The sequence below is a fragment of the Pseudomonas sp. FBCC-B1565 genome (assembly GCF_059133265.1).
Genome location: NZ_CP101438.1, coordinates 5261078 through 5278786, shown reverse-complemented (window position 1 = coordinate 5278786; position 17709 = coordinate 5261078). Strand labels below are relative to the sequence as shown.

Annotated in this window: 24 protein-coding genes; 22 read left to right on the top strand and 2 right to left on the bottom strand. The window is 59.9% G+C overall.

Going from position 1 to position 17709, the window contains the following annotated elements:
• The first annotated feature begins 7 nt into the window (after positions 1–7).
• From NL123_RS24480 to recX, 19 genes are all read left to right on the top strand, one after another.
• Positions 8–340, top strand: a complete 333-nt coding sequence (locus NL123_RS24480; protein WP_248486530.1) for a phage baseplate protein — start codon at positions 8–10, stop codon at positions 338–340.
• Complete coding sequence (locus NL123_RS24475; RefSeq protein ID WP_494356530.1) at positions 337–1332, top strand: baseplate J/gp47 family protein; 996 nt, start codon at positions 337–339, stop codon at positions 1330–1332. The genes NL123_RS24480 and NL123_RS24475 overlap by 4 nt, the downstream gene beginning before the upstream one ends.
• Positions 1329–1958 (top strand): phage tail protein I, encoded by a 630-nt coding sequence (locus tag NL123_RS24470; protein WP_494356529.1) that lies wholly within the window; start codon positions 1329–1331, stop codon positions 1956–1958. The genes NL123_RS24475 and NL123_RS24470 overlap by 4 nt, the downstream gene beginning before the upstream one ends.
• A complete protein-coding gene (locus NL123_RS24465; protein WP_494356528.1) occupies positions 1959–3788 on the top strand; it encodes a phage tail-collar fiber domain-containing protein in 1830 nt (609 codons plus the stop codon). It begins immediately after the preceding gene.
• The gene (locus tag NL123_RS24460) at positions 3785–4150 is read left to right on the top strand and encodes a tail fiber assembly protein (protein WP_494356527.1); all 366 of its coding nucleotides are present in this window, start codon (positions 3785–3787) and stop codon (positions 4148–4150) included. The genes NL123_RS24465 and NL123_RS24460 overlap by 4 nt, the downstream gene beginning before the upstream one ends.
• Before the next feature lie 135 nt (positions 4151–4285).
• Complete coding sequence (locus NL123_RS24455) at positions 4286–4477, top strand: hypothetical protein (RefSeq protein WP_494356526.1); 192 nt, start codon at positions 4286–4288, stop codon at positions 4475–4477.
• Positions 4478–4479: 2 nt separating this feature from the next.
• Positions 4480–5646, top strand: coding sequence for a phage tail sheath protein (locus NL123_RS24450; protein WP_012722510.1), 1167 nt, complete (start codon positions 4480–4482; stop codon positions 5644–5646).
• Positions 5646–6152 carry a phage major tail tube protein gene (locus NL123_RS24445; protein ID WP_494356525.1) on the top strand — a complete coding sequence of 169 codons (507 nt, stop codon included), beginning with the start codon at positions 5646–5648 and terminating at the stop codon, positions 6150–6152. The genes NL123_RS24450 and NL123_RS24445 overlap by 1 nt, the downstream gene beginning before the upstream one ends.
• Before the next feature lie 51 nt (positions 6153–6203).
• The gene (locus tag NL123_RS24440; protein WP_248486548.1) at positions 6204–6776 is read left to right on the top strand and encodes a phage tail assembly protein; all 573 of its coding nucleotides are present in this window, start codon (positions 6204–6206) and stop codon (positions 6774–6776) included.
• Positions 6773–6898: a hypothetical protein gene (locus tag NL123_RS24435; protein ID WP_255337130.1), complete on the top strand. Its 126-nt coding sequence runs from the start codon at positions 6773–6775 to the stop codon at positions 6896–6898. Before NL123_RS24440 ends, NL123_RS24435 begins: the two co-directional genes overlap by 4 nt.
• A 5-nt stretch (positions 6899–6903) precedes the next feature.
• The gene (locus NL123_RS24430) at positions 6904–8664 is read left to right on the top strand and encodes a glycine zipper domain-containing protein (RefSeq protein ID WP_494356524.1); all 1761 of its coding nucleotides are present in this window, start codon (positions 6904–6906) and stop codon (positions 8662–8664) included.
• A complete protein-coding gene (locus NL123_RS24425; protein ID WP_494356523.1) occupies positions 8664–9047 on the top strand; it encodes a phage tail protein in 384 nt (127 codons plus the stop codon). The genes NL123_RS24430 and NL123_RS24425 overlap by 1 nt, the downstream gene beginning before the upstream one ends.
• Positions 9040–9252: a tail protein X gene (locus NL123_RS24420; RefSeq protein WP_071488737.1), complete on the top strand. Its 213-nt coding sequence runs from the start codon at positions 9040–9042 to the stop codon at positions 9250–9252. The genes NL123_RS24425 and NL123_RS24420 overlap by 8 nt, the downstream gene beginning before the upstream one ends.
• Positions 9253–9261: 9 nt before the next feature.
• Positions 9262–10269, top strand: a complete 1008-nt coding sequence (locus NL123_RS24415) for a phage tail protein (RefSeq protein ID WP_093119402.1) — start codon at positions 9262–9264, stop codon at positions 10267–10269.
• Positions 10270–10324: 55 nt separating this feature from the next.
• Positions 10325–10882 carry a glycoside hydrolase family 19 protein gene (locus tag NL123_RS24410; RefSeq protein WP_494356522.1) on the top strand — a complete coding sequence of 186 codons (558 nt, stop codon included), beginning with the start codon at positions 10325–10327 and terminating at the stop codon, positions 10880–10882.
• Positions 10870–11331 carry a lysis system i-spanin subunit Rz gene (locus NL123_RS24405; RefSeq protein ID WP_494356521.1) on the top strand — a complete coding sequence of 154 codons (462 nt, stop codon included), beginning with the start codon at positions 10870–10872 and terminating at the stop codon, positions 11329–11331. Before NL123_RS24410 ends, NL123_RS24405 begins: the two co-directional genes overlap by 13 nt.
• A gap of 81 nt (positions 11332–11412) precedes the next feature.
• The gene (locus NL123_RS24400; protein WP_248486557.1) at positions 11413–11913 is read left to right on the top strand and encodes a CinA family protein; all 501 of its coding nucleotides are present in this window, start codon (positions 11413–11415) and stop codon (positions 11911–11913) included.
• An 84-nt stretch (positions 11914–11997) separates the two neighbouring features.
• On the top strand, positions 11998–13056 hold the full coding sequence (gene recA / locus NL123_RS24395) for a recombinase RecA (protein ID WP_003189042.1): 1059 nt from the start codon (positions 11998–12000) through the stop codon (positions 13054–13056).
• Between the two features lie 8 nt (positions 13057–13064).
• On the top strand, positions 13065–13532 hold the full coding sequence (recX, locus tag NL123_RS24390; RefSeq protein ID WP_248486559.1) for a recombination regulator RecX: 468 nt from the start codon (positions 13065–13067) through the stop codon (positions 13530–13532).
• A 204-nt stretch (positions 13533–13736) separates the two neighbouring features.
• Here recX and NL123_RS24385 read toward each other — a convergent pair whose 3' ends face one another.
• Positions 13737–14849, bottom strand: coding sequence for an LOG family protein (locus NL123_RS24385; RefSeq protein ID WP_248486561.1), 1113 nt, complete (start codon positions 14847–14849; stop codon positions 13737–13739).
• A 290-nt stretch (positions 14850–15139) separates the two neighbouring features.
• Positions 15140–15580 (bottom strand): PA3611 family quorum-sensing-regulated virulence factor, encoded by a 441-nt coding sequence (locus tag NL123_RS24380; protein ID WP_058423758.1) that lies wholly within the window; start codon positions 15578–15580, stop codon positions 15140–15142.
• A gap of 179 nt (positions 15581–15759) precedes the next feature.
• On the opposite strand from NL123_RS24380, the gene NL123_RS24375 reads away from it, so the two are divergent.
• From NL123_RS24375 to NL123_RS24365, 3 genes are all read left to right on the top strand, one after another.
• Positions 15760–16479 carry a tRNA-uridine aminocarboxypropyltransferase gene (locus NL123_RS24375; RefSeq protein WP_494356520.1) on the top strand — a complete coding sequence of 240 codons (720 nt, stop codon included), beginning with the start codon at positions 15760–15762 and terminating at the stop codon, positions 16477–16479.
• A 139-nt stretch (positions 16480–16618) separates the two neighbouring features.
• Positions 16619–17269 (top strand): response regulator transcription factor ErdR, encoded by a 651-nt coding sequence (gene erdR / locus NL123_RS24370; protein WP_003189050.1) that lies wholly within the window; start codon positions 16619–16621, stop codon positions 17267–17269.
• A 75-nt stretch (positions 17270–17344) separates the two neighbouring features.
• On the top strand, positions 17345–17707 hold the full coding sequence (locus tag NL123_RS24365; RefSeq protein WP_058423756.1) for a diacylglycerol kinase: 363 nt from the start codon (positions 17345–17347) through the stop codon (positions 17705–17707).
• The last annotated feature ends 2 nt before the right edge of the window (positions 17708–17709 follow it).

Genomic DNA, 17709 nt, shown 5'->3' with positions numbered 1-17709 from the left:
ATTTGCCATGATCGGAATCGATAGGAACACCGGGGCAGCCGTCGACGACTGGCTGCAATTCGTGCAGCGCGCCACCCGAGCGCTGACCACCCCCGTGGGTACTCGCCAGAAACGCCCGCTGTACGGCTCGTTGATCCCGCAACTGCTCGGGCAGAACCTCGGTGACGACCTGCTGATTCTCGCCCAAAGCCACGCTGCCCAGGCCTTCTATAACACCCAGAACGGCATCGCCGACTTTCAGCCCCAGGTCATCGTCGCCACCCGCCAGGGCGCCGGTCTGTTGTTGCGTTTTGCCGGTACCTGGAAAAACCGCCAGCAATCCTTCGAGGTCGTGACATGAGCATGTTGATCCCTGGCCAGAACCAACTGGCGGAACCGGCCATCATCGCGGTCGATGAGTTCGAACCGTTGTTGGCCGAGTTCAAGGCCTTCGTCGTCGATTACGTCGCCACCCGCGCACCGCAAAGCGCAGCCAAACTCAAGGTCAGCCTCGACAATGAAAGCGAACTGCTGACCCTGGCCCTGGAAGCATTTTGCGTGCGCCTGCAAACCCACGAGCGCAAGTACAACGCGCGCATCAAGCAGATGCTGGCGTGGTGGGCTACCGGCGGCAACCTGGATGCACGCCTGGCCGATATGGGCCTGGAGCGCCAGGTCCTCGACCCCGGCGACCCGGCCGCTTTTCCGCCGATACCACCGATTCTGGAAAGCGACGACGACGCCCGATTGCGTTACTACCTGGCGCCCCACGCCCCGGCGGCGGGTTCGCGAATGCAGTATCGCCGCGAGGTGTTCACCCTGGGCGAGCGGCCATCGGTGAGGGTACAAAGCGCCACGCCGGGCGTGGTGACCGTCAGCTACACCTTTGACCCGGACGGCTACGCGGCGCAGGTCAAGGACGGCAACGCTCGACGCACCGCCCCCGGCGAGGTGATGGTCACTGTGCTTTCAAGGAAAGGTGATGGGACCGCGTCTGCCGATTTGCTTGATGGCGTACGACGACATTTCGCACGGCCCGACGTAAGGCCGGAAACCGACTTGGTCACCGTGCAGGGGGCACAGATCCAGCGCTATAAAATTCGTGTGGTCGCCAAGATCAACGCCGGTCCTGACTCGGGGCTGACCCAACTGGCTGCACAGAAACTGCTGCAAACTTACGCCGACTCCTGCCATCGGCTGGAAGGCCGCGTCGACCCAAGCTGGATCGACTACGCCATCCACAGCGCCGGCGCCGCGCAACTGCAGATCCTCGAACCGTTGGAGCCGATCATCAGCTCGGCATTCCAGGCTCCGTACTGCACGGGCGTCGAGGTGGAGGTGCGTACGCTATGAGTGAACCCAAAGCGAGCCTGTTGCCTGTCAACAGCTCACCGCTGGAAAAGGCGTTGGACCTGGGCTTCGGCTATTTGCTGGAACGGGTGACGCCACCTTTCCCTCAACTGATGGACCCGGATCACACACCGGCGGCGTTCTTGCCCTACCTGGCAGCGGACCGCGCGGTGAACGAGTGGAGCACCACGGCCCCCGAGGCCGAGAAGCGCCTGACCGTCAAACTCGCTTGGCCTACAGCCCGGCAGGCCGGCACCCGCCAAGCCCTGGAAAACGCCGCCAAGGGCTTGCAACTCAGCCCCGAAGTGCGCGCCTGGTACGAGCAAAAAACGCCCGGCGTGCCCTACAGCTTTGCCGTACGCGCCTGGACCGAATTGCCCTACAGCGAAACCATCGACGCCCGACTCGACCGCCGCTTGGCCGACGCCAAAAGCGAGCGCGACATCCTGTCGATCTCCGTGGGCCTGAGCGCCTCCGGTCGCCACAGCATCGGCGCCGCCACGCTGTGCGGCGAACTCACCACGATCTATCCCAACGTGCTGGCAGGGGTCGAGGCCTCGGGGCGCGCCTTTATAGCGGCCGGCCTCTACACCGTCGAAACCACCACCCTTTATCCACAGGAGCACTAAATGGCTGACTATTACACCCTGCTCACCGACGCGGGGATCGCCTACGAAACCGCCTGCAAGGCGGCCGGCGTGCCGATCAAACTGGCGCAGATCTCCGTCGGCGACGGCAACGGCGCTGTCTATAACCCTGATGCCAGCGCAAAAGCGCTGAAACGCGAAGTTTGGCGCGGGCCGTTGAACGCCTTGTTTCAAGATGAAAAGAACACCCACTGGCTGATGGCTGAAGTCACCATCCCTTCGGATGTGGGCGGCTGGTATGTGCGGGAAGCTGGGCTGTGGACCGATACCGGGATTTTGTACGCCATCGTGAAATATCCCGAGTCGTATAAGCCGGTGTTGGCGACATCGGGGTCGGGGAAGGAGTTTTATATCCGCTCGATTTTTGAGACGAGTAATGCCTCCATCGTGACGTTGTTGATTGACGACACGGTGGTGAAGGCGACTCGGGCTTGGGTGATGGATCGTCTGAAGCAAGCAACGTATTCGAAGGCTGAAATTGAGGCGATGATTGCCCAGGCGTCGGCACTGCCGGTTGGGGTGATGGTTCCGTTTCCAGTGGGGGTTGTTCCGGCCGGTTATCTAGAAGTCGATAACAGCTTGTTCAAGGACGACGTCTATCCCGATCTTGCGGCGTACTTGGCGAAGAAATTCAACGTGGCCGGCGATGCGGCAGGCTATACCCGGTTACCTGAGTCGCGTGGCGAGTTCTTTCGTGGATGGGATCACGGACGAGGCGTTGATGCAAATCGCACGCTTGGAGCATTGCAACTCGATGCGCTGCAAAACATCTCGGGGCGGCTGGAATCGAATCCTGGCCCAGCTTTTCAGTTCCTCGGTGAAGGTATTTCTGCCAGTGGCGCGTTCACACTTGTTGAGCGTACCGCGAGCGCAGTCGCTGATGGTCCGGTTGTAGATAAACAGGCAAGCTCTTTGTCTTTTGATGCCTCTAGGGTGGCTAGAACGTCGACGGAAACACGCCCGCGAAACCTGGCAGTGATGTGGTGCATCAAAGCCTGGAACGCTCCGATCAACCAAGGGAGTATTGATATCGCTGCACTAGCAGATCAAGTGCAAAGACTCTCGATAAATGGACCTATAGTGGGGAGCGTCCGGGACGGGAAAATGCTTGTCGCCTCTCCGTCTGTGACCTCGACATACACTGCGAGCGAGTTAATCCTAGCGACCGCGCTTGGGGGTAAGAGCTACAAACTGTCCAGCTTCAGTAAGTCAATAAATATCGCGACTGTCGGCGTTGGCGGTATGGATGTCGGCAGCGCTCCCGCCAATGGATTTGTGGGTATTTACGCTATTCATGACCCTACGATGAATGTCTCTGGGCTGCTGGCTGTAAACGCGAGCAACACTAAAATTGGCGAGCTCTACGGTGGTGCGAACATGCCGCCAGGGTATACAACTTCTTGCCTGTTGACCGTAGTCCCCACTAACGCAGCCTCACAATTCAGTCCCGTTACAGTGCGCGGTAGAGATGTGCATATCGGCAGTTTTTACGTGTACACGACGAACGCTATCGTTACGAACATCCTTGTGAGCGCTGGGGCTTTGGTTCCATTCAACGCCGTGTCAATGAGTGGCACCTTGGAGGCGACATGTACCGCTGCTTCGCAATTGGCTTTGTTGCTCACAGATGGTGATGCTCCGGGCATGGCGGGGCTGGCAATTCTAACTGCCGGGGTGGTTGCGACCGGCACCGCAGCATGCCCTTTCACTGGGTTATCACTGAACGCGAGCAGGCAATTTGCTGCGAGCACCTCCATTACGGGTAGTGGCACGGCTACCTACAAAGTTGCCATCTCGGGGTACAGGATATGAAGTATCTACAAATCATTGATGACGTTGTAGTGTCAGCTTTTGCAGGCGCCCAAGACCCCGAAAGCGGGGTGCAAGGGCTGATCGAGGTTGAAGACGATGATTTACGTTATGTGACTTTCGTTACCCCAGTGGCGCCGGACCACGCGACGTTGGCTTACACCTCTCGCGATAACTTTTTGGCAATAGCAGCTCTGCGCATTGCCCCGCTGCAAGACGCGGTAGACCTCAACCGAGCCACAGAAGATGAAATCGCCCGGTTGACGCTCTGGAAGAACTACCGCATCGATCTGAACCGCATCGAAAATCAAGCGGGGTTCCCAGCCAAGATCGAATGGCCGCAATCGCCTGAAGTACATGTTTAGCCCACGCGGCTCAATAGCTTCGTATCGGATGACCGACTAAATCAAATAAGTGCCCAACACTGACGGAGCGTCTTCTCTCCTGATTTGTATACCCGCCGCCCTGAGCGGTTTTTTTTCGCCTGGAGATTCCCTCTTATGCCCACCCGCCAAACCTACACCGTCCTCATCCCATTCCCCACCGGCGCCGGCCATTGGTCCACCGTCGGCGAGGAGCTGGAACTGCTCGACGTTGAAGCATCCGCCCTGCGCACCGCTGGCCGTCTGGAACTGACCAGCGTCCTTAACACCACCCCGGCCAAAAAGGCCACCACCAAGAAGGCTGAATAACCATGGCTGAGGTTCTGAACTTCGAGCACAACGGCATCACCGTGAATGCCACTGAATCTCCCGAGGCCATGGGTGGCCTGGGTGACAACGTGATTGGCCTGGTCGGCACTGCGCCGAAGGCCCATGCGTCGATCCCGAAAAACGCGCCGTTTCGCATCAACAGCTTCACCACCCAGGCGCTGCTGGATCCCACCGGTACCGAGTCGGGCACGCTGTTCCACGCGGTCTACCAGATCCTCAAGGTGGTCAAGGTACCGGTCTATGTGGTGATCGTAGAGGAGGGCGCCACTCCTGCGGATACGCTCAACAATGTAATCGGCGGTGACGAGCCGGTTACCGGTCGCAAGCTGGGCCTGGCTGCACTGGCCAGCGTGCCGGAAGACCTGACCATCATCGGGGCTCCGGGATTCACCGGTACCAAGGCTGTGGCCGGCGAGTTCGCCTCGTTCGGCAAGCGCATCAAGGCCCGCGTGGTGCTGGACGGTAAAGACGCAAGCGTTGCCGACCAGGTGACCTACAGCGGCGAACTGGGCGGTGCCGACCTGGGCTTCGACCGTTGCCTGCTGGTGCACAACATGCCGTCGGTGTACTCCAAGGCGGCGAAGAAGAACGTGTTCCTCGCGCCATCGTCCCTGGCTATCGCGGCGCTGGCCAAGGTCAAGCAATGGGAAAGCCCTGGTAACCAGGTGACGTTCGCCGAGGATGTTTCCCGCGTGGTTGAGTACAACATCCTCGACACTTCGACCGAAGGCGACCTGCTCAACCGTTATGGCGTGAGCTACTACGCCCGCACCATTCTCGGCGGCTTCTCGCTGCTGGGTAACCGCTCCATCACCGGCAAGTTCATCAGCTACGTCGGCCTCGAAGACGCCATCAGCCGCAAGCTGGTCAAAGCCGGCCAGAAAGCCATGGCCAAGAACCTCACCAAGTCCTTCATGGACCAGGAGGTCAAGCGCATCAACGACTGGCTGCAAACCCTGGTCGCCGACGAAACCATCCCCGGCGGCAGCGTCTACCTGCACCCGGAGTTGAACAGTGTCGAGAAGTACAAGAACGGCACCTGGTTCATCGTCATCGACTACGGCCGCTACGCGCCGAATGAACACATGATTTATCAACTCAATGCCCGCGATGAAATCATCGAGCAGTTCCTGGAGGACGTTCTCTAATGTTTACCAATCGAGTCAGACAGGCCATCGCGGCCACCCTTCAAGGCCTGCCGTTGTCCGCGACGGTGGAGGAGTTCAGCCCGCCGAAGATCGAGTTTGAGATGGAAGCCATGTCCGGCGGGCGCTTTATCGCCGAGGAAATGGCTAAGAGCGGCAAGGTGCTCGGCGCCACGCTGGTGCTGCAAGGTGCCGGCCCGGAGATCATGCTGGCGCTGGGTGTGCGCCTGGGTGACGACATCCTGCTCAACGTGCGTGAAGCCGGCCAGGATCAGGATGGCAAGACTTACTTCACCTACCACACCGTCGGCGGCAAGCTCAAATCCCTGTCCGAAGCGAAGCTGAAAATGGGCGATAAGGCACTTACCACGCTGGAGCTGTCCTGCCGCACTTACAACCGCCTGGAAAACGGCATTCCGGTCATCGATATCGATGTGCGCACCCAGAAGTTCGTGCTCAACGGCGTTGACATCCTCGGTGATGCGCGCCGTGCCGTGCTGATGCCGTAATGCCCCGGGGGCGGGCGTGCTCGCCCCCATACTTCACCAAGGAGCTGTCCCATGGCCTGGATGCCACCGCTGCATGTTCTGCTGTCCCCGATCACTGCCGATACCGGCGCGATGATCGAGCAGGTGCAACTCAAACCGCTGTTCTACGCCGCGCAAAAAGACGCGCTGGCCCGGGCCGGTGATGACGAGGACGACCAGTTCTTCGAACTGGCGAAACTCGCCACCGGCCTGTCGGAAAAAGAACTCGACCAACTCAAGCGCCCGGACTACGTGAGCATTTCCCAGTACGTACACGAGATGTCGACTCTTCCTGCGTCGTTCTTCCTCGGTGAACAGGCGGAATCAACCTACGACCAGCCCGTCCAACTGTTGCTGCCTCTCGATGCAGCCGGGCGAACCCTGACCGAGCTGCCCCTGGAAATGCCCGCGCTACGCGCTACCAAAGTGATGAAAAAACTCGCCACCAACAAAGAACGCGCCGAGTTCATCACCGCTCACTGCGCCGGCCTGATGATTCCTGACCTGGCCGGCCTGACCGTGCCTGACTGGACCGAGCTGCAGGAGCGTATCGACGATTTTTTAAATCAACCGGCGGACTTCTTTCGGAGCGCGACATCGAAGTGATCCTCGATGTGGTGCCGCTGATTTACTCAGTCAATGAGATCGAGATCCTCAACTGGGACGCCGGAAAAGCATTGCGCCGCTACGACATCGCGATCACTCGCCTTGGCGTCAAACAGGAGTAAGCGGGATGCAAGACAAGTATTCGCTGGCGTATGCCACGGCCAAGGATGGCCAAGCGGTCGTCGGCAAGGACGCTACCATTGTCAACTCAGACGCCTTGGCACCTGAACGCCTTGGCGAGGCGGCACCGATACACCCGATGAGCGTGGCGCTGACTAACGCAAGCTTGCAGCTCGGTGGTCTGTCATTGTCCCTGGGGTTACTGCGCAGCAGCGTGGATGGACTGCGCGCCTCTGTATCGCGGCTTGAAGCCGTAGACGTTAACCCGTCCAGAACTGACAGGCGGACTGAGCCGAGCAGCGCCATGGAGTTCAAGTCGAGCAAGGTGGATGATCGGCGCCTGACCCGCGAAGCCTTGACGGTGCGCAACATGGAGCGCCTCGACCCGGTCGCGGCTTTTCAGCAGGCGAATGCCAGCTTTGCGTTTGGATCGAAACTCCCCCCGGAAAAATCAATAACGGGCTTGCGCGAAGAGTCGAGCAAAAGCACGGAGCGGTTGACCAAGACGCTTGAACCTGTACCGGTCTTGGGAGAAGCCACATGGCTGCGGGCCAAAACCGGCGTGTTGGACACCGTCAACAATTGGGCCAGCGATTCACCGGTCGCCGCTGAATCGCTCAAGACCGCTGAAACGGTGATGTCGTCGGTCGTTTCACCGGTGGTTTCCGAATTCTTTTCGGGCGTGGGCGAGACGATTAAAGAGCGGGTGACGGGCAATTTGGTGGATATGACACTGGGCAAGTTGCCCGGGGTTGGCAAGTTGTTCAAGGACGGCGGTTACGATAAAGGAAAGGACAAGGGTAAAGGTTGTTGCTGCCCTGGCGAGTCGCAGAGCGGCTCCCCGCGTCCCAGCATTATTCTGCCGCCGGGCTACGAGCGTGAGCGTGGACAAAGCACTTCCGGTAAAGCCCAGGGCAAGGGCTCGGGTAAAAAAAGCGGCATGCTCGGTAATTGGTTGCGTGATGCATCCGATCGGTTGGGTAGGGCGATGTTGCCCGGCTCGCGGCTCGGGTTTCAGGCAGGAGGCTCGCTGCAGGGTGCTTTTCCTGGGGGGGGTGCCTTCGGGAGTCATCCAGGACTTACCGGCGGAACAGGCAAACCTCTCGGGTTGACCGAGGCGTTGGAGCGTGGCGCAGTCGGCAGGCCCGGTGACTTTCCGGGTAACCCACGCGCACCGTTTCAGCCCATACCGCCTGCGTTGCACGCTGCGCCGTCGCCCAATTTGCCTCATGCCCCGACTTCGCGGTTGGCCGGCACCATGACCCGGCTGGAGTCGGTCGGCGCCCGTCGCCTCGGCCCGATGCGGTATGTCGACACCGCCATGGATGTGGTCGAGGGGGTGCGCAACGGCGATGCCAAAGCCGTCGGCTCCGGGCTCAGTGCCGCCGGTGGCGCCTGGGCCGGGGCCTCTGCCGGTGCGGCCATCGGCACGATGATTTTCCCTGGTGTCGGTACAGCGGTCGGCGGTGCAATCGGTGGTTTGTTGGGCAGTGAGGCTGGCAGTTGGCTCGGTGACAAGCTGTTCGGTTCAAACGACCGCCTGCCCGCGCCCGCCGACGTCAGCAAGCACCTGGACAATGCCCAGGCCGACAACCGTCAAGTCACGTTCGCCCCGCAGATCACCATCAATGCAACGGAGCAGGCCAGCTATCAACAGCTGGCGGAGTTGGTGGTGCAACAGATCGAAGCGCAATTTTCGCCGCTGTCGATGAGCGACCTGCTGGGGTCGCGACGTGATTCGGCACTGACCGATATTGGAGGGGTGTGATGCGGCAACAGATGGCATTGGGCACGTTTATTTTCGGGCTGTCTCGTGGATTCGCCTACGACACCCTGGACCGCGCCAGCACAGGTGGATGGGTCGGCCTGCCGATTATTGCCGGCAAACCCAAGTCCAGCCAGGTCGGCCCAGAGCTTGAAACGCTGACCTTCGGCGGTAAGGCCGCACGGGCAACCGGCATGGCGCGCCTGGATGAGCTGCGTGCGTTGCAAGCCCTGCGTGCGCCATTGCCGCTGGTCGATGGCGTAGGCCTCAGCTGGGGGTTGTGGACGATCAAATCGGTGAGCGAAAAACAATCCAATGTGATCGACGATGGCACCGCCATGGTTATCAATTGGTCGCTGGTATTGGAGGAGTTCGTCAATGCGTAGGGTGCGAAGTATTGCTGGTGATTCGGTGAACCTGTTGCTGTACCGCGAGCTTGGCCGCTGTGACGATGCTGCCGAGGAAGTGCTGTGGCGGTTGAACCCAGGGTTGGCCGAGCAGGGCGCAGTACTGCCGGCAGGTGTCAGTGTGATTGTGCCGGAACTGGACAGGCAGCCCATTGCGAAGCAGCCCGTTTCGGCCTGGGACTAAGGAGCGACCATGACACTTGGATATACACCAGTGGTGGAAATCTACGGGGCCAATGCCGCGCTGCTCAACGAACGCTTGTTGGAGTGGGAGCATAGTGATACGGCCGGTCTTGTCTCAGACCATCTCAAGTTAACCCTCGATATCGAGGGCCTTGATGGCCTGCCCGACTTGGGTGGGAAAATCGGTCTGCGCGTGGGGTATCTGGAAACCGGCCTGGTGGACAAGGGGACGTTCAAGATCACCAAGCGCACACCGTCACTGTTTCCCATGCGCCTGGCATTGGAGGCCACGGCGGCACCGTTTGACATGGACGGGTTCAAGCAGCGTCGCACCGCCAGTCACGGGCCGATCACCCTGGGCGCGTTGTTCCGTCAATTGACGGCGCGCTACGGTTATTCACCACGGGTGGCGCCTGACCTTGAAGGCAAGCAGATTCCGCACATTGACCAGACCAACGAAAGTGACATGGCGTTGCTGACACGCTTGGCCAGACGTTTTGATGCCGTGGCCAAGCCGGTCGATGAGTTTTATGTGCTGGGCCGTAAAGGCCAGCTCACGTCCTTGTCGGGCAAGACCCTGCCGGATGTGCGGCTGTCGCTGACGCGTGACAATCGCCCGGGTGAGCGTGCTTTTATCAGCGCCAAGATGTCCGAGGGCAGTCGCGCCAAATATGACGGCGCAAAAGCGTCCTGGTGGGATGCGGCGGCCGGTAAGAAAAACGTGGTGCAGGTGGGTATCGAGCCGTTTAAAGAGGTTACGCAGCGTTACCAGAACGAAGCCGAAGCCCGTTCCGCTGCTGAAGGCGAGATGCGCCGTGTGAGACGTGAAGGGCTGAAGATCGAGGTGATTTGCCCTGGAAACCCCGCATTCGCCGCTGAAGGCTTGTTGCTGCTGGATGAGTCATGGCCAGGCTTCATGCAGGGGCGCTGGTCGATCAATACCGTGACGGCCAGTGGCAAGCGCAAAGACAGCTATCGCTGCACGATCAGCGCGAGCGGTTTGTCCCTCGCAGAATAAACCGCGCCATTGATACCCCTCATGCTTTATTTGAGGTTTCTGATGTGGAGGCAACATGGTCCTGTCTGAGCAACAACTCGTGAAAATCCTACCGAGCTCCCGCATCAAGGCGGGAGTTTTCATTTCTGCGCTGAACTGCGCCATGCTCCACCGTCAAATCAACACGCCACAACGCATTGCCGCCTTCCTCGCCCAAGTTGGCCACGAGTCCGGGCAACTGCGCTACGTGCGCGAACTGGGCAGCGATCAATACCTGAGCAAGTACGACACCGGCACCCTGGCCGCACGCCTGGGCAACACCCCTGAAGCGGACGGCGACGGCCAGAAGTACCGGGGCCGGGGGCTGATCCAGATCACCGGTCGCCGCAACTACCTGGCGTGCAGCCAGGCGCTGTTCGGCGATGATCGCTTGCTGCGACAACCCGAATTACTGGAGCAACCGCAATGGGCTTGTGAATCCGCTGCCTGGTTCTGGCAAAGCAATGGCTTGAATGAACTCGCTGACAAGGACCAGTTCACCACCATCACCCGGCGCATCAACGGCGGGCTCAATGGCCTGGAGGATCGTTTGCAGCTGTGGGCGCGGGCGAAGGCGGTGTTATGCGTTTGTTAGTTGCGATTGGCGTATGCGTGCTGGTGGTCGTTGTCTGGCAGGTGCAGGCGTGGCGGTACGGGGCACAGATTGAACGCTTGTCGGCCGCACAGACCCAGAAAGCCCTGCATCTACAGCAGGCCGAACAAGACAGACGGCTGGCCCTTGAGCAACAGCTCAGCGCCAGCGACCAACAACATGCCCGGGAGTTGAGCGATGCCCAACGTACTCAAGCAGCTTTGCGTGACCGCATTGCCACTGCTGATGTGCGGCTGTCAGTCCTTCTCGACGCTTCCAGTGGCTGCCCCATGCCGGCCGCCACCGCCGCCGGCAGCGTGGTTCATGCAGCCCCGCGAGCCCGACTTGACCCAGCGCATGCTCAGCGAATTATCCGCATCACCGACGACGGCGACAGCGCCCTGATTGCCTTGCGTGCCTGCCAGGCGTATGTGCGCGCCGTCGCCCGTTAGTGTCTTGAGACAGTCCGTCACTTGCGTGTGAGATTGTCTCCTGTAGGGTAGGCGAACCCCCGCCCACGACTGGAGACGACCGTGAAGGAAATCACTCAACTGGCTGCCGAACTGGGTCGCCGCCTGCAGGTGCTCAACGCCCACGTCACCACGGCCGAGTCGTGCACCGGCGGCGGTATCGCGGAGGCCATCACACGGATTCCGGGGAGCTCGGCCTGGTTCGAGGCGGGTTATGTCACCTATTCCAATCGGCAGAAGACCCGGCAATTGAACGTGCCGGAAGCCTTGTTTGCAAAAGTCGGGGCGGTCAGCCAGGAAGTAGTCGAGGCAATGGTCCGTGGCGCCCAGGAAAAAAGCCTGGCGCGGTTTGCCGTGGCGGTCAGCGGCGTGGCGGGACCGGACGGCGGTTCGCCGGATAAACCGGTGGGCACCGTATGGCTGGGGTTTGGCGTGGGGGAAGAGGTCACGGTCGAGCTTGAGCACTTCACTGGCAACCGCGAGGAGGTCCGCCGACAAACGGTAAAGGCCGCGCTAGAGGGCTTGTTGCGACGAGCTGCAGCAGAAATAGAAAATCAGGGGTAGGCGATCCCTGATCTTTGTGGAACAATACTGTCTACTTATACAGGTGTTGGCCGACCAGGCCTTATTGATTACGTGAGGACTTTAATGGACGACAACAAGAAGAAAGCCTTGGCTGCGGCCCTGGGTCAGATCGAACGTCAATTCGGCAAGGGTGCCGTAATGCGTATGGGCGATCACGACCGTCAGGCGATCCCGGCTATTTCCACTGGCTCTCTGGGTCTGGACATCGCACTCGGCATTGGCGGCCTGCCAAAAGGCCGTATCGTTGAAATCTACGGTCCTGAATCTTCCGGTAAAACCACCCTGACCCTGTCGGTGATTGCCCAGGCGCAGAAAATGGGCGCCACCTGCGCGTTCGTCGATGCCGAGCACGCCCTGGACCCTGAATACGCCGGCAAGCTGGGCGTCAACGTCGACGACCTGCTGGTCTCCCAGCCGGACACCGGTGAGCAGGCCCTGGAAATCACCGACATGCTGGTGCGCTCCAACGCCATCGACGTGATCGTGGTCGACTCCGTGGCAGCCCTGGTACCCAAGGCTGAAATCGAAGGCGAGATGGGTGACATGCACGTGGGCCTGCAAGCCCGTCTGATGTCCCAGGCGCTGCGTAAAATCACCGGTAACATCAAGAACGCCAACTGCCTGGTGATCTTCATCAACCAGATCCGCATGAAGATCGGCGTGATGTTCGGCAGCCCGGAAACCACCACCGGTGGCAACGCGCTGAAGTTCTACGCTTCGGTCCGTCTGGATATCCGCCGTACCGGCGCGGTGAAAGAAGGTGACGAGGTTGTTGGTAGCGAAACCCGCGTCAAAGTCGTGAAGAACAAAGTGGCCCCGCCTTTCCGTCAGGCCGAGTTCCAGATTCTCTACGGCAAGGGTATCTACCTGAACGGCGAGATGATCGACTTGGGCGTACTGCACGGTTTCGTCGAGAAATCCGGTGCCTGGTATGCCTACAACGGCAGCAAGATCGGCCAAGGCAAGGCCAACTCGGCCAAGTTCCTGGCGGATAACCCGGACATCGCCGCCACGCTTGAAAAGCAGATTCGCGACAAGTTGCTGACCGCAGCGCCAGACGTGAAGGCTGCCGCCAACCGCGAGCCGGTTGAAGAAGTGGAAGAAGCTGACACTGACATCTGAAGCAAACGATGACTGTTGTACTGGATACACTCGTCGCCGTTCGGCGCACCGCAATGGACCTGCTCGCTCGCCGCGAGCATGGTCGAGTCGAGCTGACGCGTAAACTGCGTCAGCGCGGTGCGGAGTCCGAGATGATCGAAACCGCCCTCGACCGCTTGACGGAAGAGGGGCTGCTTTCCGAATCCCGTTACCTTGAAAGTTTTGTCTCCTACCGGGCGCGTTCTGGTTACGGCCCGGCACGCATTCGTGAAGAACTGAGCCAGCGTGGCCTGCAACGAGCTGATATCGACCTTGCATTACGTGAGTGCGGCATCAGTTGGCAGGCGCAGTTGGAAGACACCTGGCGACGCAAGTTTTCTGGCCATCTTCCCATTGATGCCAAGGAGCGTGCGAAACAGGGGCGTTTCCTGAGCTATCGCGGGTTTTCGATGGAGATGATCAGCCGCTTATTGAGCGGTCGGGATATGGACGACTAAACACCTTGCTGTGCTGGCCGCATTGGCGAACAGACTTTCTATGGCGAACGGATTTGCTGTGGTGACTGGGCTTGTTGTGGTGAGCGGGCTTGCCCCGCGTTGGGCTGCGCAGCAGCCCCAAACCCCTCCCCTCCGCTGCACCCGAAACACCACCAAAAAGACCCACTATGAAAATAGTGGGTCTTTTTTTTTGCCCTCAAAAAATCACGCCGGCTCCGGCGCTACCCGCTGCTGCGCCTTCCCCTGAGCCTGCGCCCAGTTCTCCGGCAGGTTGATGTAATCCACCAACTCCCGTAGCCGGCCCTGATCGCGACCATTGAAGTTGAACACCAGCCGCGTCAAATGGCTGAACCGTGGCTCATCATGTTCCTCGCCGGTGTACGCGAGCTGTTGAAACTCTCCGCTCAACCGCAGGCTGGAAAATTCAGTCTGCAAATGGGCCAATGCCCCATCGCTGAGCGGGTGATGCATGCGCACCACAAACTCACGCTTCAACCAGCGGGTGGAGTGGAAGTTAGCATAAAACTGGTTGATCTCTTCCACCGCCTCTTCGGCGCTGTACACCAGGCGTATCAGCTTGAGATCGGTAGGCAGGATGTAGCGGTTGGCTTCCAACTGGTTGCGGATAAAGTCCAGGGCGCCTTGCCAGAACCCGCCGCCTGGCGCGTCCAGTAACACCACCGGCACCAATGGGCTCTTGCCTGTCTGGATCAGGGTCAGTACTTCCAGTGCTTCATCCAGGGTGCCGAAACCGCCTGGGCACAGTACCAGCGCATCGGCTTCCTTGACGAAGAACAGCTTGCGGGTAAAGAAGAAGTGGAAGGACAGCAGGTTCTCGGTGCCATCAATGGTCGGGTTGGCGTGCTGTTCAAACGGCAGGGTGATATTGAACCCCAGGCTGTGTTCCAGGCCCGCGCCTTCGTGGGCGGCCGCCATGATGCCGCCGCCACCGCCGGTGATCACCATCAAATCAGAACGTGCCAGTGCAGCGCCGACTTCGCGGGCCAGGGCGTACAGCGGGCTTTCCACCGGAGTGCGCGCTGAGCCGAATACCGTTACTTTGCGGCGGCCCTTGAACTGTTCGAGCACGCGGAAGGCATTGTCCAGTTCACGGATGGCTTGCAGGGTGATCTTGGCGTTCCAGCGATTGCGGTCGTCCTGGGCCATGCGCAGCACGGTGAGGATCATGTCGCGATACAGGGGAATATTCGGGCTGTTGGGAGCGATCAGCTGGAGTTGGGCGTCGACCTGCTGCGTAAGGTCAGCACCGTTTTCTTCAAAGTGCCGAAGCAGGCGGTCATTCGGTTCGTAAGGCATTCAACTTCTCCTTATTACAGGGCCCGGGTGGCCGACGAGCCGTTCGCCGGAGGCTACGACACTGCATGTGTCGTTGCTTGCCGCAGGGGGCAACCTTCTTTTGCCCTGAAAATGTTACAGAACAGCATGAAAAGTGCTGTGAATGAATGGTCGGGATGACTTGATCATGGGCCGCAAAACCCTTGGCTGGCAACCGCTTATTGGTCACTCGTCAGGGAGTTTAGCTGTTGGCAGGATGTTGAAGCGGGGAAGTGCGCGCCACCGGGCGGCAGCGCGCGAAGGTCACGCTGTTACTTTTTCTTTTTTGCCGCAGCCGGTGCCGGGCAATCCGCTTCGATGAACTTCACCGAGGCCACAGGACGGTTGGTCTTGTTCTCGGTGATTTCGTAGCGCATCACTGCGCCCTTGGCCATCAGCTCGCGGTAGCCCTTGTTCAGGCACACGCTCTGGCCCAGCTGGAAATACACCGCCTTGGGGTTGGCGCGCATCTGTTCGGCGCGGTCAGGCAGGACGCTCAGGTGATCGATCAGTTGCATGCCTTCCACGGTGTAGGCCACTTCCAGGGTCTTTTCGTCGATTTCCCGGGGCAGGTCCTTATTACTTTCGGCCGCGACGCTTTGCAGCTTCCGGTTCATTTGGGCCTCCAGCAGCGAGGCCGCCTGGGCGCACACGGGCAATACCAGCGCGAGGGCGACGGATGGGGCGACAAAACGCAGCATGGAACGCAGCATGAAACTCTCCTGATTCGGTTACTGGTGCATAGACCAGCCACTGCGCTGTGCGTTCAGTGGCGCGCAATTATAGGTGAGCCCTTGCCACTACAGCCAGGCGTATCGCTGGTAAACTGCGGCCACTTCCGCCTTCCACGAGTTTTCACCGTGTCGATTTACCCGTCCCAACGGCATAGCCGATGAGCCACGCCGTTTCCCGCCTGCGCACCCAGCGCCTGGCCCGTGCCGTGCGGCCGTTCCTCAATCGTGGCTCGCGTGCCGAACGTTGCCCCGGCTGCCGGGTCATCCCCGAATACTGCCTATGCGCCTGGCGACCCAAGGTCGAAGCGCGCTCCGCCATGTGCCTGCTGATGCATGACGTTGAGCCGATGAAGCCCAGCAACACTGGTTGGCTGATTGCAGATGTTATCGACGACACCACGGCGTTTGCATGGTCGCGCACTGAGGTCGACCCTGAACTGCTCACGTTGCTCGCCGATCCGCAGTGGCAACCCTATATCGTGTTCCCCGGCGAATTCGTCACGCCCGAGCGCGTCGTCAGTGAAGTGAAGGTGGAGGAGGGCAAGCGCCCACTGTTCATCCTGCTGGATGGCACTTGGAGTGAGGCGCGCAAGATGTTCCGCAAAAGCCCCTACCTGGAACATTTGCCGGTGCTCAGCCTGGCGCCGGAACAGCTGTCACGCTACAAACTGCGCCGTTCAAAGCGTGATGACCACTTCTGCACCGCTGAAGTCGCCGCCCTGTGTCTGGAACTGGCCGATGATCCAGTCGCCAGTGAAGTCCTGGACGCCTACCTGGATGTCTTCAGCACCCATTACCTGGCCGCCAAGTTCCAGATGCCGCTGGATCCGACGGACACTGTGCATACGCGCCTTGCGCCCTATATTCCGACGGCGTAACCAGACGACGTTTGCATGATGGCACCACGCACCCGCAACCCGCTAAAATGCCCACGGGCGTAGTGCTTGACCCTCCAGGCTACGCTGGGCATGCTGGGCGCCGATCAGGGCCCCCCCTAAAAACAGGATCATTTAAACAATGGCCACATACGAAATCCTGATAGCCGATGACCACCCGCTGTTTCGCAGTGCGTTGCATCAGGCCGTGACCCTTGGCCTTGGCCCGGACGTGCGCCTGGTTGAAGTGGCCAGCATTGCTGAATTGGAAGCCCGCCTCACCGAAAAATCCGACTGGGACCTGGTGCTGCTCGACCTGAACATGCCGGGCGCCTACGGTTTCTCCGGGCTGGTGCTGTTGCGCGGTCAATACCCGCAGATCCCCGTGGTGATGGTCTCGGCCCAGGAAGAGGCCGACGTGGTGGTGCGCTCCAAGGAGTTCGGCGCCAGTGGTTTCATTCCCAAGTCCAGTGCGATGGAAGATATCCAGAAAGCCGTGCGCACTGTGCTGGATGGCGACGTGTCCTGGCCGCCGCAGGCTTTTGAAGAAATCAACGTGTCCGACGAAGCCAAGGCTGCCCGTGATGGCCTTGCCAGCCTGACGCCCCAGCAGTTCCGGGTGCTCACCATGGTCTGCGAAGGCCTGTTGAACAAGCAGATAGCCTATGAGCTGAGTGTGTCGGAAGCGACGATCAAAGCCCATGTGACGGCGATCTTCCGCAAACTGGGCGTACGCACACGCACCCAGGCGGCGCTGCTCTTGCAACAACTTGAGTCAATTTCGCAGCACTAACGTGTTTCCGATTCACGCTTTTTTGACTTTGCGTGATCTAGTTTTCCCACTTCTTTGGTTCAGTTGCCTACATCTATGTCGCCTTTCAAGGGTCAAACCGGTATCAAACGTATCTTCAATGCTGGGGGATATTCTCTGGATGGTCTGCGCGCGGCGTTTACCGGCGAGGCGGCCTTCCGCCAGTTGGTGTTGCTCAACGTGATCCTGATCCCGGTGAGCTTCTTTCTGAATGTCAGCCGGGTCGAGCGCGCGTTGCTTATCGCCGTATGTTTACTGGCGTTGATCGTCGAGTTGCTCAACTCAGCGGTAGAGGCTGCGATCGACCGCATCTCCCTCGACCGCCACCCGCTGTCGAAAAACGCCAAGGACATGGGCAGCGCCGCGCAATTCGTGGCGCTGACCATGATCACCCTGGTGTGGGCCGTGATCCTGATCTAAGC

What these genes read in the sequence shown, in the direction of transcription:
- erdR (WP_003189050.1), top strand. Translation starts at nt 16,619, where the DNA reads ATGGCCACATACGAAATCCTGATAGCCGATGACCACCCGCTGTTTCGC.
- NL123_RS24445 (WP_494356525.1), top strand. Translation starts at nt 5,646, where the DNA reads ATGTTTACCAATCGAGTCAGACAGGCCATCGCGGCCACCCTTCAAGGC.
- NL123_RS24465 (WP_494356528.1), top strand. Translation starts at nt 1,959, where the DNA reads ATGGCTGACTATTACACCCTGCTCACCGACGCGGGGATCGCCTACGAA.
- NL123_RS24425 (WP_494356523.1), top strand. Translation starts at nt 8,664, where the DNA reads ATGCGGCAACAGATGGCATTGGGCACGTTTATTTTCGGGCTGTCTCGT.
- NL123_RS24440 (WP_248486548.1), top strand. Translation starts at nt 6,204, where the DNA reads ATGGCCTGGATGCCACCGCTGCATGTTCTGCTGTCCCCGATCACTGCC.
- NL123_RS24385 (WP_248486561.1), bottom strand. Translation starts at nt 14,849, where the DNA reads ATGCCTTACGAACCGAATGACCGCCTGCTTCGGCACTTTGAAGAAAAC.
- NL123_RS24475 (WP_494356530.1), top strand. Translation starts at nt 337, where the DNA reads ATGAGCATGTTGATCCCTGGCCAGAACCAACTGGCGGAACCGGCCATC.
- NL123_RS24410 (WP_494356522.1), top strand. Translation starts at nt 10,325, where the DNA reads ATGGTCCTGTCTGAGCAACAACTCGTGAAAATCCTACCGAGCTCCCGC.
- NL123_RS24375 (WP_494356520.1), top strand. Translation starts at nt 15,760, where the DNA reads ATGAGCCACGCCGTTTCCCGCCTGCGCACCCAGCGCCTGGCCCGTGCC.
- NL123_RS24455 (WP_494356526.1), top strand. Translation starts at nt 4,286, where the DNA reads ATGCCCACCCGCCAAACCTACACCGTCCTCATCCCATTCCCCACCGGC.
- NL123_RS24470 (WP_494356529.1), top strand. Translation starts at nt 1,329, where the DNA reads ATGAGTGAACCCAAAGCGAGCCTGTTGCCTGTCAACAGCTCACCGCTG.
- NL123_RS24380 (WP_058423758.1), bottom strand. Translation starts at nt 15,580, where the DNA reads ATGCTGCGTTCCATGCTGCGTTTTGTCGCCCCATCCGTCGCCCTCGCG.
- NL123_RS24450 (WP_012722510.1), top strand. Translation starts at nt 4,480, where the DNA reads ATGGCTGAGGTTCTGAACTTCGAGCACAACGGCATCACCGTGAATGCC.
- NL123_RS24365 (WP_058423756.1), top strand. Translation starts at nt 17,345, where the DNA reads ATGTCGCCTTTCAAGGGTCAAACCGGTATCAAACGTATCTTCAATGCT.
- NL123_RS24405 (WP_494356521.1), top strand. Translation starts at nt 10,870, where the DNA reads ATGCGTTTGTTAGTTGCGATTGGCGTATGCGTGCTGGTGGTCGTTGTC.
- NL123_RS24430 (WP_494356524.1), top strand. Translation starts at nt 6,904, where the DNA reads ATGCAAGACAAGTATTCGCTGGCGTATGCCACGGCCAAGGATGGCCAA.
- NL123_RS24415 (WP_093119402.1), top strand. Translation starts at nt 9,262, where the DNA reads ATGACACTTGGATATACACCAGTGGTGGAAATCTACGGGGCCAATGCC.
- NL123_RS24480 (WP_248486530.1), top strand. Translation starts at nt 8, where the DNA reads ATGATCGGAATCGATAGGAACACCGGGGCAGCCGTCGACGACTGGCTG.
- recA (WP_003189042.1), top strand. Translation starts at nt 11,998, where the DNA reads ATGGACGACAACAAGAAGAAAGCCTTGGCTGCGGCCCTGGGTCAGATC.
- NL123_RS24420 (WP_071488737.1), top strand. Translation starts at nt 9,040, where the DNA reads ATGCGTAGGGTGCGAAGTATTGCTGGTGATTCGGTGAACCTGTTGCTG.
- recX (WP_248486559.1), top strand. Translation starts at nt 13,065, where the DNA reads ATGACTGTTGTACTGGATACACTCGTCGCCGTTCGGCGCACCGCAATG.
- NL123_RS24460 (WP_494356527.1), top strand. Translation starts at nt 3,785, where the DNA reads ATGAAGTATCTACAAATCATTGATGACGTTGTAGTGTCAGCTTTTGCA.